Annotated in this window: 14 protein-coding genes; 1 reads left to right on the top strand and 13 read right to left on the bottom strand. The window is 62.7% G+C overall.

Annotated elements, in window-relative coordinates; all coding sequences use genetic code 11:
• Position 1: 1 nt before the first annotated feature.
• The 9 genes from DWU99_RS09040 to DWU99_RS09080 all read right to left on the bottom strand — a co-directional run bounded on the left by DWU99_RS09040 (position 2) and on the right by DWU99_RS09080 (position 7,802).
• Positions 2 to 547, bottom strand: coding sequence for a COG4648 family protein (locus tag DWU99_RS09040; protein WP_115477668.1), 546 nt, complete (start codon positions 545 to 547; stop codon positions 2 to 4).
• Positions 544 to 804: a phosphopantetheine-binding protein gene (locus DWU99_RS21100; RefSeq protein WP_199535740.1), complete on the bottom strand. Its 261-nt coding sequence runs from the start codon at positions 802 to 804 to the stop codon at positions 544 to 546. Before DWU99_RS21100 ends, DWU99_RS09040 begins: the two co-directional genes overlap by 4 nt.
• Positions 801 to 1,610: a lysophospholipid acyltransferase family protein gene (locus DWU99_RS21105; protein ID WP_233510995.1), complete on the bottom strand. Its 810-nt coding sequence runs from the start codon at positions 1,608 to 1,610 to the stop codon at positions 801 to 803. Before DWU99_RS21105 ends, DWU99_RS21100 begins: the two co-directional genes overlap by 4 nt.
• The gene (locus DWU99_RS09050) at positions 1,571 to 2,314 is read right to left on the bottom strand and encodes a beta-ketoacyl synthase chain length factor (protein WP_115477669.1); all 744 of its coding nucleotides are present in this window, start codon (positions 2,312 to 2,314) and stop codon (positions 1,571 to 1,573) included. Before DWU99_RS09050 ends, DWU99_RS21105 begins: the two co-directional genes overlap by 40 nt.
• Positions 2,315 to 2,468: 154 nt before the next feature.
• Entirely contained in the window at positions 2,469 to 3,692 is a 1,224-nt protein-coding gene (locus tag DWU99_RS09060) for a beta-ketoacyl-ACP synthase (protein WP_115477671.1), read from the bottom strand.
• A 31-nt stretch (positions 3,693 to 3,723) separates the two neighbouring features.
• Positions 3,724 to 6,075, bottom strand: a complete 2,352-nt coding sequence (locus DWU99_RS09065) for an MMPL family transporter (protein WP_115477672.1) — start codon at positions 6,073 to 6,075, stop codon at positions 3,724 to 3,726.
• Positions 6,072 to 6,674 carry a LolA family protein gene (locus tag DWU99_RS09070; protein ID WP_115477673.1) on the bottom strand — a complete coding sequence of 201 codons (603 nt, stop codon included), beginning with the start codon at positions 6,672 to 6,674 and terminating at the stop codon, positions 6,072 to 6,074. Before DWU99_RS09070 ends, DWU99_RS09065 begins: the two co-directional genes overlap by 4 nt.
• Before the next feature lie 53 nt (positions 6,675 to 6,727).
• The gene (locus tag DWU99_RS09075; protein ID WP_115477674.1) at positions 6,728 to 7,510 is read right to left on the bottom strand and encodes a glycosyltransferase family 2 protein; all 783 of its coding nucleotides are present in this window, start codon (positions 7,508 to 7,510) and stop codon (positions 6,728 to 6,730) included.
• Positions 7,511 to 7,532: 22 nt separating this feature from the next.
• The gene (locus DWU99_RS09080) at positions 7,533 to 7,802 is read right to left on the bottom strand and encodes an acyl carrier protein (RefSeq protein WP_199535742.1); all 270 of its coding nucleotides are present in this window, start codon (positions 7,800 to 7,802) and stop codon (positions 7,533 to 7,535) included.
• Positions 7,803 to 8,198: 396 nt separating this feature from the next.
• Here DWU99_RS09080 and DWU99_RS09090 point away from each other — a divergent pair, with 396 nt between their 5' ends.
• Positions 8,199 to 9,806 carry a tetratricopeptide repeat protein gene (locus DWU99_RS09090; RefSeq protein ID WP_115477676.1) on the top strand — a complete coding sequence of 536 codons (1,608 nt, stop codon included), beginning with the start codon at positions 8,199 to 8,201 and terminating at the stop codon, positions 9,804 to 9,806.
• 60 nt (positions 9,807 to 9,866) lie between these two features.
• Here the strand turns inward: DWU99_RS09090 and DWU99_RS09095 are convergent, their stop codons facing one another.
• The 4 genes from DWU99_RS09095 to DWU99_RS09110 form a co-directional block, all read right to left on the bottom strand.
• Positions 9,867 to 10,970 carry a Glu/Leu/Phe/Val dehydrogenase dimerization domain-containing protein gene (locus DWU99_RS09095; protein ID WP_115477677.1) on the bottom strand — a complete coding sequence of 368 codons (1,104 nt, stop codon included), beginning with the start codon at positions 10,968 to 10,970 and terminating at the stop codon, positions 9,867 to 9,869.
• 280 nt (positions 10,971 to 11,250) lie between these two features.
• On the bottom strand, positions 11,251 to 12,312 hold the full coding sequence (locus DWU99_RS09100) for a TraB/GumN family protein (protein WP_115477678.1): 1,062 nt from the start codon (positions 12,310 to 12,312) through the stop codon (positions 11,251 to 11,253).
• Positions 12,313 to 12,447: 135 nt separating this feature from the next.
• Complete coding sequence (locus DWU99_RS09105; RefSeq protein ID WP_115477679.1) at positions 12,448 to 12,813, bottom strand: YXWGXW repeat-containing protein; 366 nt, start codon at positions 12,811 to 12,813, stop codon at positions 12,448 to 12,450.
• A 145-nt stretch (positions 12,814 to 12,958) separates the two neighbouring features.
• Entirely contained in the window at positions 12,959 to 13,288 is a 330-nt protein-coding gene (locus tag DWU99_RS09110; RefSeq protein ID WP_115477680.1) for a YXWGXW repeat-containing protein, read from the bottom strand.
• Positions 13,289 to 14,249: the final 961 nt, after the last annotated feature.

Raw genomic sequence — 14,249 nt, forward strand, 5'->3', positions numbered from 1 at the left:
TTCACGCCGCAGCCCTCAACCGCCGGCGAAGCAACCACTCGCCGACGAACAGCGTGCCCATGATGAAGTAGACGATCAGGCCGTTGTAAAGCGTCCACCATGCCAGTGGTGCCCACAATGTCAGCACGGCGGATACCACGCCGTTGAACACAAAGAACCACACCCAGACCCAGGTGACCTTGCGCGTATAGGGAATCGCGGCATCGGGCAGGTCCGGTTCGCGCACGCGTGCGATGCGTTCCACCAGCGGCGGCCCGTAGATCAGGCTCAGGCCGAACGCGCACAGCAACAGCGCGCTGATCAGCGTGGGATACCAGCGTTCCAGCATATCGTTGCCACTGAACGCGAGCAGTGCGCAATAGGCGAGCGCGGCGCCCAGCATCAGCTTGCCGCCGGGCTGCTTCATCAGGCTGGGCGCGCGAATCAGCCATATCGCGCCCAGCACCAGCGCGAACATCGGCGGCGGCACGCGATTCATGCCGAAATACACCACGAAGGGGTAGAGCACCCCCGCCAGTGGCAGAAGGATGGCCGTTATTTTGCTCATGCGTTCCGCTGGGCCTGCACGAAGGCGGCGAGGTTGGCGACCGTGGTGAAGTGCTGGCGCGCATCCTTGGAATCGGAGGCGATGCGAATGTCGTAGCGCTTCTGCAGCGCCAGCGCCAGTTCCAGCGCATCCACCGAATCCAGCCCGAGCCCTTCGCCGAAAAGCGGCAACGTCGGCGGAATGTCCTCGACCGTCACGTCTTCCAGGTTGAGGGTGTCGATGATCAGTTGGGCGATTTCCTGCTGCAAGGCGTTCACGATGACCCAAGCTCCTTGAGGAAGAGACGATGCAGATGCTCGTTGAGCCGACGCGAGGCGATCGGCAACGGCGCATCGGCGTTGAAGGATTCCGGTGCGATGTCCTGTCCCACGCGCAGCGTCACGCGCACGCGGCGTTCCGGAATGCGGTACCAAGGCTCGGCCTTGGTCAGCGTGGTGGGTTCTACGGTAATGAACACCGGCGTGATCACGCCGGCGCCGCGCAGCGCAATGGCCGCCGCGCCGCGATGAAACACGGGCGGTTGGCCCGGCTTGGTGCGCGTGCCTTCGGGAAAGACGATCAGTGTCTGGTTGTCGCGCAGCGCATCGGCCGCCTTTTCCAGCATGTCGGGACTGCCGTTGTTGCTGATGTACTGCGCGCGGCATACCGGGCCGCGCGTGCACGGATTGCGCCACAGGCTTTCCTTGACGATGCAATTGGCGTTGCGGATATGCGCAATCAGAAACACCACGTCGATCAACGACGGATGGTTGGCGATGATCATCTGGCCGGGACGGCCAAGACGCTCCGCACCGTCGAATTCATACTCCAGCACGCCGCTGCGATACATGAACTGCACGTGCAGATAGAACGCCTGGCTGATCGCGACGCGTGCGCGACGGCGGCGCGTTTCCGCGTCGCCCGGCAACAGGCCGAGCACGGGCAGCACGATCAGCCGCAGTATCAGGCCGCCCAATCCGAACACCACGAAACTCGCGCCCGTGGCGAACAAGCGCCAGGCGCAGTTGCTCGCGCCGGAGCGCGCTACGGGATTCGCTGCCAGATCCATCGACGTGTCTTCCATGTATGTACCAGGGTGTCGCCTTGGGTGTGCTGTGCGCGGATCCAGTCGAGTGCGTGCGGCCATGTGGCGGTAGCGGAATCGCCACGACCCGATTCCAGGCGCAGCTGCCAGCGCACGCCGGCCTGCGCATCGTTGCCCGTATCGATTCCCCCCACCCTCAGTGCCAGAGCATACGAAAACGGCACGTCGTCGATCCACTCGTCGTAGGCGGCGGGCGGACGCTCTTCCGCCATCACGACAAGCACGGACCGCGCACCGTCCGCGAGCAGCGTCGCCGCTTCCACCATGGCGTGCTCGAACGTATCGGCTTCGCCGGCAATCGACGTCGACTCGCCGCGCTGGCCGCGCAGGATCGACCATTGGCCCGCGATCGCGTTGTGTACGGACAAGCCGAACTGCGTGGGCGAAAGGGGCTGCTCGTCCGCCACGTCGCTGAGCAGCGCGAAGGTGCGGGGTGTTTCGCCGTGGCGCGATGCGAACACCAGTGGCAGCTGTTCGTCGTCGCCGCAAAGCGGCCAGGCCACGTGCATGGTCATACGGGCAAGCCGACTGAGCCGGCGGCGTTGCATTGCAGGCAGGAAATCGCAGGATGGTTGCGCATCGCCGTCCTCTACGCTCACGGGTTCGCGTGCCCATGCTTGCCAGGCTTCATCGCTATCGAGGCCCGGGGCCCACGCGCGCCACTGCTCGATGCGAAATTCCATCACGCGACACCCCGCGCACCGTGCTCCTCCCCCTGCAAGCAGGGGGAGGCTGGGAGGGGGTAAAGCTCTTCCGCAAGCGTGCGTGACCCCACCCCAACCCTCCCCTGCAAGCAGGGGAGCGGGCCGGATGCAGCATGGGGTTGGTATTTGCGCATCAATCGCACGCCTTGAAGATCAGCGACGTGTTGATGCCGCCGAACGCGAAGTTGTTGTTCATCACATGGCCGGCACGGAGGGTCCGGCCGGGCCCGATGATGTAATCCAGTTCCGCGCACGCCGGATCGGGATCAGTGAGATTGACGGTAGGCGCGAACCAGCCGTCGCGCATCATCTGCACCGCCCACCACGCTTCCAATGCGCCGCATGCGCCCAGCGTATGGCCGACGTAGCTTTTCATGGAGCTGATCGGCACACGCGAGCCGAGCACGTTCGCGGTGGCGTGGCTTTCGGCGATATCGCCACGATCGGTCGCCGTGCCGTGCGCGCTTACGTAGTCGATGACGCCTGGCGAAATCCGCGCGTCCTGCAACGCGAGCTGCATCGCCGTCGCCATGGTTTCGCTCGTCGGTTGCGTGATGTGATTGCCATCGGAATTGCAACCGAAGCCGACGATTTCCGCATAGATGCGCGCACCGCGTGCGCGGGCATGCTCGTATTCCTCCAGCACCAGCGTCGCGGCGCCTTCGCCGACAACCAGGCCGTCACGGCTGCGATCGAAGGGGCGAGGCGTGAGATGGGCTTCGTCGTTGCGCGTGCTCGTCGCAAACAACGTATCAAACACCGCCACGCCGGGACCGGAGAGTTCTTCCGCACCACCGCACAGCATCAGTTTCTGCTTGCCTTGCTGGATCGTCTCGTAGCCGAAACCAATGGCCTGGCTGCCGGATGTGCACGCGCTGGACGTGGGCAGGATGCGGCCCTTCAACCCAAAGAACACGCCCACGTTCACGGCGGTCGTATGCGCCATCATCTGCACATAGCTGGTGGCGGTGACGCCTTGCATCGAGCCTGTTTCCAGCATGCGCCCCATCACGCGCACCGGCTCGATGCTGCCGCCGGAAGAACCGTAAGCCACGCCCATGCGACCGTCCGCGATACTGCCATCGCCATGCAAGCCAGCATCGCGCAGCGCGCGTTCGCTTGCCGCGACCGCAAGTTGCGCCACCCGCCCCATCGAACGCAGATGCTTGCGCGGCCAGTCGGGGAGTTTGAAGTCGTCGACCGGACAACCCAGACGGCTGTTGAGCGAGTCGAAGAAATCCCATTCCGGCATGCGGCGCACGGCATTTCGTCCGTCGCGCAGGCGCGGTTCGATCTGCGACCAGTCGTGTCCGAGGGGCGTGATGCCACCCATGCCGGTGATGACGACGCGCTTCATCGGCGAATGCTCCGTGCGAAGTGAAAAGTGATCATGAGGAAAGCATCCGGCGCGGCACGCTGGTCGGCACCAGCAAGGCGGTAAAGCCGATACCAAGCAACAGCGTAAGGCCGAAATCGCGCAGCGCCGGCATGGAACTCAGCGCAAGCAGACCGAACGACAGCAACGCCGTGATGGCGGACAACAGCACACTGGCATACATCGCGCCGGGGCGATGCGAAACATGCGGCTCGCCTTCGCGCAGAAATACCGCGTAATTGGCGCCCACACCCAGCACCAGCATCAAGGCCATCCAGTGAAACAGCGTCAACGGCTGATGCAGATAGCCGAGCATCGACAGCGTAAAGCCGATGCCCAAGACTGGCGGTGCCAGCACGCGCGGTACGTCGCCCAGGCCGTAGCGCCAACCGAATACCGGCGCGATCAGCAGGATCGCGGCGAGCAGCCACACGCTGGCATAGCGGCGATACCGCCCGAAGAGGTCGGAAATGCTTGCGGGTTTGTCGACCAAGGTAACGCCCGGCAGTCCGGCTGCGGCTTTTTGCAGCCATGCGCTTCCCGCGTCGCCTTGCGGCAGCACCAGCGAAGCGGCGCCGTTGCCCATCCACAGATAACGGAATGGCGTTGCAATCGGAGTCTTCAGCCACGCCTGCAATTCAAGCGGCGTGCCGGGCCATGCCTGCACCCATCGTTCGATATCGTCGGCGCGGAAGCCGGCACTGCTCAACCACTGATGCATGCGATCGGGCTCTGCAAACCATGGCGTCAGCGCGTCCTGGTTCGCGTGCTGACGCTGCAGTGAGGGCACCATGCCGGCGAGGCCAAGCCATCCTTGCAGCCGACCTGCATCGACCATGTCCTGCAAGCGTTGCTCCAGCGCTTCTTCGCGTTGCAATACCTGCTCTTCATCGGCGCCTTGCACGAGATAAAACTGGGTGCCGTTGCCGAGGCCGGTGATGTCGCGAATCTGCGCTTCCTGCGCGGCAAGCGCCGCGGGCGGCGCAACCAGCAAATGCACATCGTCGTCGTGATGCAGCTGATACCAGCCCGGTATCGCCAGGCATAGCAAGAACAGGGCAAGTGCCGCGCCACGCCAACCCGATGCGACGCGGGAGACGGTGTTTTGCAGCACCAGGGCGCAACGCACCGACGTTGCGGAAATCGGCTTCGCCGGACGTTGCAGCAGCGCCGGCAATAGCCAGAACACGCTCAGGCATGCCACGGTCATGCCGGTCATGGCGAAACAGGCCATCTGACGCAACGCCGAGAACGGCACCAGGCCCAGCAACAAATAACCCAGCAGCGACGTGCCCAATGCCAGAAGCAGGGCGGGGCGCACCTGACGCAGACCCGTGCGCGCTTCCCACGCATGGCCTGCGTTGGCGCGCGCGCTGAGATATTGAATGGAGTAATCCACCGCTTCGCCCAGCAACGCCGCGCCGAAGACCAGCGTAAGCAGATAGATCTGCCCAAACACCAGCACGCTTACCGTGGTGGCGGCGACGATGCCAACGCCCGTGGATAGAAAGGCAAGCAGCAGCGGACCCGGCGAGCGGAATATGCCCAGCAACAGCAAGCCGATGCCGAGCGTGGAGATCCAGCCCACCCTGTGCACGTCGCGTTCGGCGCCGGCGCGTGCGGCCGTGGCGTAGAACAAGGCACCGGTGCGCAGCATGCGCGTGCCGGGTTGATCGTGTTGGATGGCTTTTTCGGCTTGATCGATGGCGCTTAGCGCGCGCTGCTGGATGGCGTCGTCGTAGGATGAACCGTTGAGCGTTGCTGTCACCAGGACATAGCTGGTGCCGTCGCGATGCGCAGTCAGCAGGTTGTCTTCGGGTACCAGCGGCGAGCGGCTCCACGGCTGTTGATCGAGCCAGTGCTGAAGCCAGCCGAACGGATCGTCCTGCAGGCGCGTTCCCACGCCGGTGACGAAGGGTTCGTTCATGTGCTGCGCAAGCGCTTGCGCAGGGTTGTAGCCCGGTTGTTCAATGGCGTTGCGGTCCGCATCGGTCAGCAGCACGAAACGATGCGAGAGATAAGGCGCAGCCAGTTGCTGAAGATCGAACGGCGGCAGCTCGGCCGTGACGGATGCAAACACCGGGTCGTTGCCCAGCGCATGTCCAAGCTCGCGCGCGGCGTTCTCGGCGCGGTCGTCGTCCGTGTTGGCCACCAGCAGGATCACGCGATCGCCATTGGCGTGCGCCAGTCGCTGCGCGGCGACTTCGGCCAGCGGATTGCGCTCGGTCGCCGGCAACATGGCCAGTAAATCGGTCTGGATCGGCGAACGGCCGCGACCGAACAGCAGCCATGCGCCGAACAGCGCGATCAGCAGCGTCGCCGCCGCGAACCCACCTGCGCGCAACCACAGGCCTCGCGAGTTCATGGCAGGCCGAGCGCCTGTTTTTCCGGCACGCTCAGTGCGCCGGCGTCGCGCGTACCGGTCATGCGGATATCGGTCTGCGTGCCGTCCTGCATGTCGATGCGAATGCCCTGCAGGAAAGCGCCGCCATCCAGCTGGATATCGCGCAACACCTGTGCGACGCGCGACTGCTTCGGCGTGAAGTGCAGCGTCCATTGTGTGGCGCTGCCTTCGGCCGTCACGTTGAACTGGCGCAGCACCGCATCGAGCTGTCCCGCGAGCATCGACTGCAGCATCTGCGAAATCTGGCTGACGCCGCGTTCGCTGCGCACCGTTTGTGCGTGGCCGTTCGCATCGATGCGCAGCGTCTGGTTGCCGGTCAACGCCAGCGTTTCCTGATAGGGCTGTTGCACTTGCCAAAGCATGCCCTTGCCGGTCACGAACAGGAGTTGCCCGCTGCTGTTTTGAGGTTGCGTCAACGCGGGGTTCTGGCGTTGCTGTGTGAACGCAGCGCGCACGGCAGTGTGTTGGCTCAACTGATGCAGCGCGTCGTGCAAGAGATCCGTCGATGCGTCTTGCGCATGCGCATTCGTGCCGATGCAAAAAAGCAGCAACGCAGCCATCCGCCGCAACGCACTCCCTGCCTTGTAAGCAGGGAGAGAAGAGGTGTCACCACTTATGCCGCCCACGCGGACCTCCTGCGCTTGCGCCACAGCAAAATCGGCGCGCGCGGCAGCATGCCCAGCAACAGCCGGGTGTGCATCGCGGAAATGCGCAGGTTGTCGTGCAGCATGTGGAAATGGGAAAGACCGTTTTCCGGATAGATCACACGGGTTGGCAGGTTGCGTACCTCGACGCCGCGCCATACGAGGCGCACCGCCACTTCCGTATCGAAATCCATGCGCGCGGGCAGGGGCTTGCGATCGATTTCGGCGCAGGTCGCTTCCAGCGGGTAAAGACGATAACCGCACATCGAATCACGCAGCGTGAACGACAGCGTCTCCATCCACACGCACACGTGCGTCACATAGCGGCCGTACAGACGTGCACGCGGCACGCTCTGGTCGTAGATCGGCTGGCCGCAGATCAGCGCGCTCGGATGAGCGCGGCCTTCGGCAAGGAAACGCGGCACGTCGCCGGCGTTGTGCTGGCCGTCAGCATCGATCTGCAGCGCATGGGTGTAGCCCGTATCGCGTGCGGCGATGAGTCCGGCGGTCAGGGCACGGCCTTTGCCGCCGTTGCGCGGCAGGCGGATCAGTTGAATCGTCGGTTCGTCGGCGGCCAGCGTTTTGAGCACCGCGCGCGTGGCCTCGTCGCTGCCATCGTCCACGATCACCACCGGCAATCCGTGCGCGCGCAAAGCGTGCACCGTCCGCGCGATGGTGTCCTTGTGGTTGTAGATCGGGATCAACGCGCAGGGCTGAAAAGCGTCCCCGGCGGATGCTGGCGTGTGCGGCATGACGATCAGCCTGCCGTGCAGCTCAACGGTTCAGCAGCGCGCGCACGGTGGCGACCACGTCGCCCACGGTCCGCACGTTCTTGAAGTCCTCGGGCTTGATGCGCATGCCGGTCATGTCCTGCACCTGGATCGCCAGGTCGACGGCGTCGATGCTGTCCAGTTCGAGATCCGTGAACAGATGGGTATCCGGCGAGACCCGCGAAGGATCGATGTCGAAGGTTTTGTGCAGCACATCCTTCAGCTTGAGCAGGATGTCCTCATCACTGATCCCGGTTTCCATGATTGCGCTCATACACCCCAGCCTGCTCTCGCGCTACTGCTTCCCCACCCGCCCACTGTCATCGGCCGCGACCTGGCCGCACTTGAAAGAAGTACGGCCAAGCAGCCGGCCGCCGATCGAAGCGTGGGCCGTGCAGAGATTCCATTTGTTTACCAACCCGTGGTCCGGGTTCCCCTGAAGCTTTGCCAATAGAGGCAAGGCCTTACAGCACATTTTCTTGAGGGCGGAGTCTACCAGAACTGTCATGCATCCGGGTTTCCGGGTGCTGGCCCGGCACCCATGGCGCCGACCTCGCGGCCGGCGCTTTTTTGATACTTGCGGGGCGATTTCTTACTGACAACGCCTGCCGCCCGCTTGCGGATTGGGCCCGGCCGTGCAAGTTTCATTGGGCCAATAAAGGGGGCGAACATGACGTTGCGCGTGCTTTGGCTGTCGCTGGCAGGAGCTGCTTTGATCGGTGCCGCGTGGTTTGCGTCCCACCGGTTCTCAAGGATCGAGCCGACGGCACCTGCCGTTTCCCGTGCAGTGTTCCGGCGCCCTCCACCTTATAAGCCGCCGACGCCGCCGTTTTCCGACGCGCAGCTTCAGCAATTCCTGAACGACGCGCGCAAAGCCGAAGCCATCTCCGACCCTTTGCAGCGTTGCCTTGCGTATCCCAATCCACCGGGGCTCGACTGGTCCAGTGCGGCGACGAGCGCGTATTGCCGTTACCAGTTGGACCCGGCGGTTAAACAGGAAGAAGCTTTTCAGCTTATCCGTACCGGACATGCCGACGAATTGGATCGCCGTTTCGCCGAGATCATGCACGAGCCGCACACTCGGCCGGATGAGCAAGATGTGCTGGACCGCACTTTCAACATCGATTTCGCGAAGGGATCGGATACGGTCCGCGGGCTGATGGATGCGTGGAAGCGTCAATCGCCCAACAGCCCCTTTGCGCTCGCGGCAAGCGGCATGGCCTACGTCGCCATGGCGCAGCAGGCACGCGGCAGCGAGTACGCGGCCAACACGGCGCAGTCGTCTTTCGATTCGATGGAACGCCTGGTGCAGCGGGCGCGCGCCGACCTGGATGCCGCGGTGAAACTCGATCCGCAAGTCACCCCGGCTTATGGCGCGATGATTTACGCAGCGGCGCTGACCAGCGACGGCAACTATGCACTGAGCGCTGCCAGGCGGGGCTTGGCGGTCGAGCCGGCCAGCTACATGATCTACACGCGCCTGGTGTGGATGGCGCAACCCAAATGGGACGGCAATGTTCCCCTGATGCGGCGCTTCATCGCAGGCGCACAGCGGCACGCGAAGGACAATCCGCTCTTGTTGCTGCTTCTCTCCGAAAATACGGGGGGCGAGCAGTCTGTCGAGGACACGCCGTGCATGCCTGAGAGTCAGTACGACCTTTACAAGAATCTCTTTGCCGAGCCGGGCAGGACCGGGATGCTTGTGAGCGCAGGCTGGTCGGCGAGGCACTGCAACAGGACGGACCTGTCGGTCGTATTCCGTTCCGAATTGCTTCGGTTTGATCCATCCAAGATCGATCGTCGCCAGGAACGCGTATTCGATCTGGTGAGCCTTGGACAACCAGAGTGGGCGCTGTCGGAAGGCAATGCGCTGGTTGCCTTGGCGCCGCAGGACGAGAGCAGCTATGAAGCGCGCGGCGTTGCCTACGAAACGATGGGCCAGGCCGATCACGCCATCGAAGACTACGAGCAAGCCTTGCGCGTCAATCCCGACGACACCTGGAATCTGATCGAGTTGGGCAACCTGTACGTCAGTGCCAAACACGACTGGGACAAGGGCTGGGCGATTGCCGAACACCTGCTTCAGACCCACCCCGAAGAACAGCGAGGCTGGTTGTTGCGTGCGCGTATTCAAAGGGAGCAGCCGCGCGCCGGATTGGATCAAACGGTGTCCGATTTCATCGCCAGGTTCGGCAATGGCCCGGACCAGCAGATATGGATCATGCAGATGAAACCGCAGCCGCAGCTGACGCACGCGGCTGCGAACGGGCACGGATGATCGTCCAACAAAAAAAGCCGCCGGAAACCGGCGGCTTTTTCGTTACAACGTTTACGCCCATTACTGACCGCGCATGCGGCCGGCAAAGCGCGTCGAGCCATTGCCCATGTGCGGCAGCTTGATCTTGCCGATGGAGTCGATGCGCTCTTCGGCCAGACGATCCGCGGCCCTGTAGGTCGGCACGCTCTGGGTCTTGCTGATTTCGAAGATGCGGCCCAGGTTGTAGTAGATCGTGCGCATCATGCGCATCGCGCGTTCGCGGTTGTAGCCGTCGATTTCCAGCGAGACGTTCATCACGCCGCCGGCGTTCACGGCGTAGTCCGGCGCATACAGCACGCCACGGCGCTGCAGTTCGTCGCCGATCGAGTCGGTGGCCAGCTGGTTGTTGGCCGCGCCGCAGATGATCTTCGCCTTGATGCGGTCGATGGTCTGCTCGTTGACGGTGCCGCCCAGTGCGCAGGGCGAGTACACGTCGGCGTCGACGTCGTAGATCTCGTCCAGGCCCACGGCTTCGCAGCCCAGCTCGTCCACGCAACGCTGCACGGCATCCTTGTTGATGTCGGTCACGAACACCTTGGCGCCCTGTTCGCGCAGCAGCTTGATGAATTCGCTGCCCACGTGGCCCGCGCCCTGCACGGCGTAGCTGTACTTGCCCACGTCTTCGTTGCCGTGGCGGAAGTTCAGCGCGGCCATCAGGCCTTGCAGCGTGCCGTAAGCGGTGAACGGCGAGGGATCGCCCGAACCGCCATGCACCTGGTGCACGCCGGTCACGTATTCGGTTTCGCGGAACACGTATTCCATGTCATTGACGTCGATGCCCACGTCTTCAGCCGTGATGTAGCGGCCGTTGAGCGAGTTGACGAAACGGCCGAAGGCGCGGAACAGCGCTTCGGACTTGTCCTTCGACGGATCGCCGATGATCACCGCCTTGCCACCGCCCAGGTTCAAACCGGCGACAGCGTTCTTGTACGTCATGCCGCGCGACAGGCGCAGCACGTCGTTCACGGCATCCTGCTCGGTCTTGTACGGCCACATGCGCAGGCCGCCGAGTGCTGGACCCAGCACCGTGTTGTGAATCGCAATGATGGCCTTCAGGCCCGCGTCCTTGTTGTGGCAGAAGACGACTTCTTCGTGGCCTGTTTTGGCGATGGTTTCGAAAATCATTGGAACGTTGACTCCACGTATGACGGTGCCGGGGAAGGCGACCATGTTTTGGAAGCGTTTGGGCCCCGCCAAGGACCTGACGCCTGAAACTCAAAGCCCCAGCAAGAGGCCGGGGCGAAGAGTTAGCCCCGTAAGTTTAGTACGACTCCCAAAACGGATGCTGATGCGCCGCAGCAAAATGGCAGAAACTGGCTCAATTTCGCCCTATTCAGCAAGCCGGGAGGCCAAGGCACTTGCAATGACCTGCGCAAGACACGGCATGACAACGTATGACCGCAGACTATTCGGTAGGAGCCTGCACGTTGTAACCATCCGCTTGCAGCACGCTCAAATAACCGTTCGGCGCAAGCAATTCATGCATCGGCAACACGGCGACAGTTTGATGATTTTGATCGAGCGCATGCTCTGCCGCGGCGATCCACGATTTCTCCACGCGATCTCCGATGTCATCGATACCGAGCGCTTTGGCGAATTGCGAATCGTCGATCGTCGAAAGACATGCATCCTGCTGCACCTGCGAAAAGACCGTTCTCAGCGTGTCGATATCACCCGTGGCCCACGCATTGGCGCGTACTGTCGCCTGGACAAGGCCGTGATCGAGCGCATCGAGCACCTGGCGCAAGCAGCGTTGATCGTTCATCGACTTTTCGCTCAACGCGTTAACCGTGCCGCCCGGATCTTTCAGCATCCATTGATACGACGTATCGACGATGCTGACTCCGTCGTGCCTGGCCACTTTGTAAATCGTCTTCTCCAAACCGTATTGATCGACCAAGCCGTAATGCTTGAGCGCGGCCTCATAAAGTTGTCGGCCGGCCCAAATCGGCCGCATGCGTTCTACGGTTTGATTGCCGGAAAGATATTTGGCTTTTTGTTCTTGCCAGTATTGATAAAGCTCCGGCGTAAGCACATCGTGCAAGGTTTCGTTGCCGGGGTTGTTCCTCATCCGGGAGACCGAAGGCATCAGCGAGCTGAAGTAGAAACTTGTGTGCACGTCGATTTTCAGGCTCGGCGACTTCAACACCGCCTGCGATGCCGCGATCTTGCTTTCCACCTCCGTGGACTTCCATCGCATGTTTTTAGGCACCGGCGACGTAAGGCCGAGCACCCACATCACATGATCGCCCTTGCTTACTTTCCACAGGGCAGGACCGGGTAGCACGCCAGTCACCACGACAGGTGCAAGTTTCGGAATCTCGCTCGTTGCCGGCACGGCTGGAACCGAGGATTGCGCGTACGCCGCGCAACTCAGGCAGGCAAGAAAAACTGCAGCGCATATCCGACGAACGATGGTGTCGTATGCGCGTGTTCGTTGAGCGAAACCAAGATCCTTGAACGGCATGACAAGTCCTTTTGCGGACGTTCGTGCGCGTCAGTGTGCGCTTAAACGTCGCGACCGCCAGTGCCATGGCCTGCAGCGGACATAAAAAACGCCCCGCCGAAGCGGGGCGTTTTCGAGCCTCTTGCAACGCTGGGCTTAGCCGGAAACCCAGACGCCGGCACGGAAGTGCCAGCCGCCCTGACCCTGCTCCCAATGCGGATGCACGTAGTGGTAACCCGGGCGCACCTGTTCCCAATGGCCGCGCACGCCGACATAGTGGCGGCCATCCCAATGCCAGTAACCGCGAGCCCAGATAAAGCCCTGACGCGGCGGCGGCACCTGTTCAATCACTTCGACCGGCGGCGGCTGCGGTGCCACCACTTCGACGTAGGTCGGTGCCGGCGGCGGTGGCTCGGCGACGTAAACAGGACGCGGGCGCGGAGCCGGCTGTTCCACCACACAACCCGCGGTCACGGCGGTGACGCAGGCCAAGGCAACCACAGCTGCAAGACGTAATGACATGGATGATGTTCCCCAGGTGAAAAGTTGGATCGAAAGATCTGTCGATCCGGTCAGAAATGCTCAATGGATGTTCGCAAGTTTAGTTGCCAATGACATCCGGCAAATCTGCGCCCCATCGCGGGACAGGGCGCAGATTGTTGCGAGATCAGCGACCCCAGTAGCCGTCGCGCCAGCGCCAGCCGTCACGACCCTGCGTCCACACGCCCGGATACCAGCGATAGCCTGGACGCGCATGCTCCCAGTGGCCGCCGACCCACACATGGCGACGCCAACCCGGGTTCCACTGCCAATAACCCGGAACCCAAACCCAGCCACGACGCGGCCGCGGAACTGCTTCATAGCGCGGCGGCGGCGGTGCCACGTTGATGCCGACACCAACGACAACCTGCGCGGCGGCAGGCGGGGTGTAACTCACGCTCGCCAGCGCGAGGCCGATGCCTGCAACCAGGGCCAGTTTGCGGGTGATGCTGATCATGTGTGTTTCTCCATTTATATGCAGCCGCGGCAGGCGGCTTGCAGTACGGGGAACGCGATCATGCGCGGCGGTGTTGACGTGATTGCTTTCGCTCGTTCAGGAATCAGCAGAATTACTTGCGAATCCCTGGGGCGCTTTGCATCGCTCGCGTGGTTTGTTTCCCGGGTGCTTCAACTATCACTTTTAGATGACGTTGATACCGAGGGTGGCTGACCTTTGGCTTACTGCGTTGGGGGAGTTTCTGAAGTTATGCGGCGATACACGTCGCGGTGCTTGCCTGTCTAATTGCCTCACCACGACTCGATTACCTCACCGTCATTCCGGCGTAGGCCGGACAAGCGCGAAGCGCGCAGAACGTCCGAAGGACGGCCCCGTAGGGGTGAGCGAAGCGAATCATCCAGTGGCGTGGGGTTTTGTATGGGCGTTATCGCCAGGTTGCTCGCCTACGCGGCGGGCGTTTCGACCGCCTGCCGGCGGCCGAGTCACTTTCTCTTGCTTGCCCAAGAGAAAGATAACCAAAGAGAAGGGCAGCCCCGAGTACCCGCTTTGCGGGCTTCGCCCGCAAAGTGCGCGGAGGGATTGCGGGGTTTTTCGACAGCACATCCTGTGCTGACGAAAAACGAGCCGGCATCCATGCCGGCTCCCCTTCGGGCTGATCCTCCATCCCTCCGCCGGGTCCAAGGGGCCCCAAGATCAAGAGCAGGAGCCAGAGCAGCGCGCCTTGCGCGCATTCGGTGCCGGCGCGTTGCGCCGGAAGGACTCGCACGCAGTAGTGCACGGCGTCTTTGCTCTTTGCTCCTTAGCTCTTTGCTCTTTGCTTTGGCTCTTGGGCTTTCGCTCTTTTGAAAAGTGCGCGCATCGCGCGCCCTGGGCCCCGTAGGCGGTGAGTGAGCTGGGGACGACAAGGCCCGCAGGGGGATCGGCATGGATGCCGATCCCTTTTCGCCAGGGCAGGAAGCCC

Origin of the sequence: Dyella psychrodurans (assembly GCF_003363265.1) — a bacterium.
In the GTDB taxonomy this organism is placed as follows: Bacteria; Pseudomonadota; Gammaproteobacteria; order Xanthomonadales; family Rhodanobacteraceae; genus Dyella_B; species Dyella_B psychrodurans.

Coding starts and splice junctions, on each gene's coding strand:
- DWU99_RS09040 (WP_115477668.1), bottom strand. CDS start 547: ATGAGCAAAATAACGGCCATCCTTCTGCCACTGGCGGGGGTGCTCTAC.
- DWU99_RS21105 (WP_233510995.1), bottom strand. CDS start 1,610: ATGGAAGACACGTCGATGGATCTGGCAGCGAATCCCGTAGCGCGCTCC.
- DWU99_RS09050 (WP_115477669.1), bottom strand. CDS start 2,314: ATGGAATTTCGCATCGAGCAGTGGCGCGCGTGGGCCCCGGGCCTCGAT.
- DWU99_RS09060 (WP_115477671.1), bottom strand. CDS start 3,692: ATGAAGCGCGTCGTCATCACCGGCATGGGTGGCATCACGCCCCTCGGA.
- DWU99_RS09065 (WP_115477672.1), bottom strand. CDS start 6,075: ATGAACTCGCGAGGCCTGTGGTTGCGCGCAGGTGGGTTCGCGGCGGCG.
- DWU99_RS09070 (WP_115477673.1), bottom strand. CDS start 6,674: ATGGCTGCGTTGCTGCTTTTTTGCATCGGCACGAATGCGCATGCGCAA.
- DWU99_RS09075 (WP_115477674.1), bottom strand. CDS start 7,510: ATGCCGCACACGCCAGCATCCGCCGGGGACGCTTTTCAGCCCTGCGCG.
- DWU99_RS09080 (WP_199535742.1), bottom strand. CDS start 7,802: ATGAGCGCAATCATGGAAACCGGGATCAGTGATGAGGACATCCTGCTC.
- DWU99_RS09090 (WP_115477676.1), top strand. CDS start 8,199: ATGACGTTGCGCGTGCTTTGGCTGTCGCTGGCAGGAGCTGCTTTGATC.
- DWU99_RS09095 (WP_115477677.1), bottom strand. CDS start 10,970: ATGATTTTCGAAACCATCGCCAAAACAGGCCACGAAGAAGTCGTCTTC.
- DWU99_RS09100 (WP_115477678.1), bottom strand. CDS start 12,312: ATGCCGTTCAAGGATCTTGGTTTCGCTCAACGAACACGCGCATACGAC.
- DWU99_RS09105 (WP_115477679.1), bottom strand. CDS start 12,813: ATGTCATTACGTCTTGCAGCTGTGGTTGCCTTGGCCTGCGTCACCGCC.
- DWU99_RS09110 (WP_115477680.1), bottom strand. CDS start 13,288: ATGATCAGCATCACCCGCAAACTGGCCCTGGTTGCAGGCATCGGCCTC.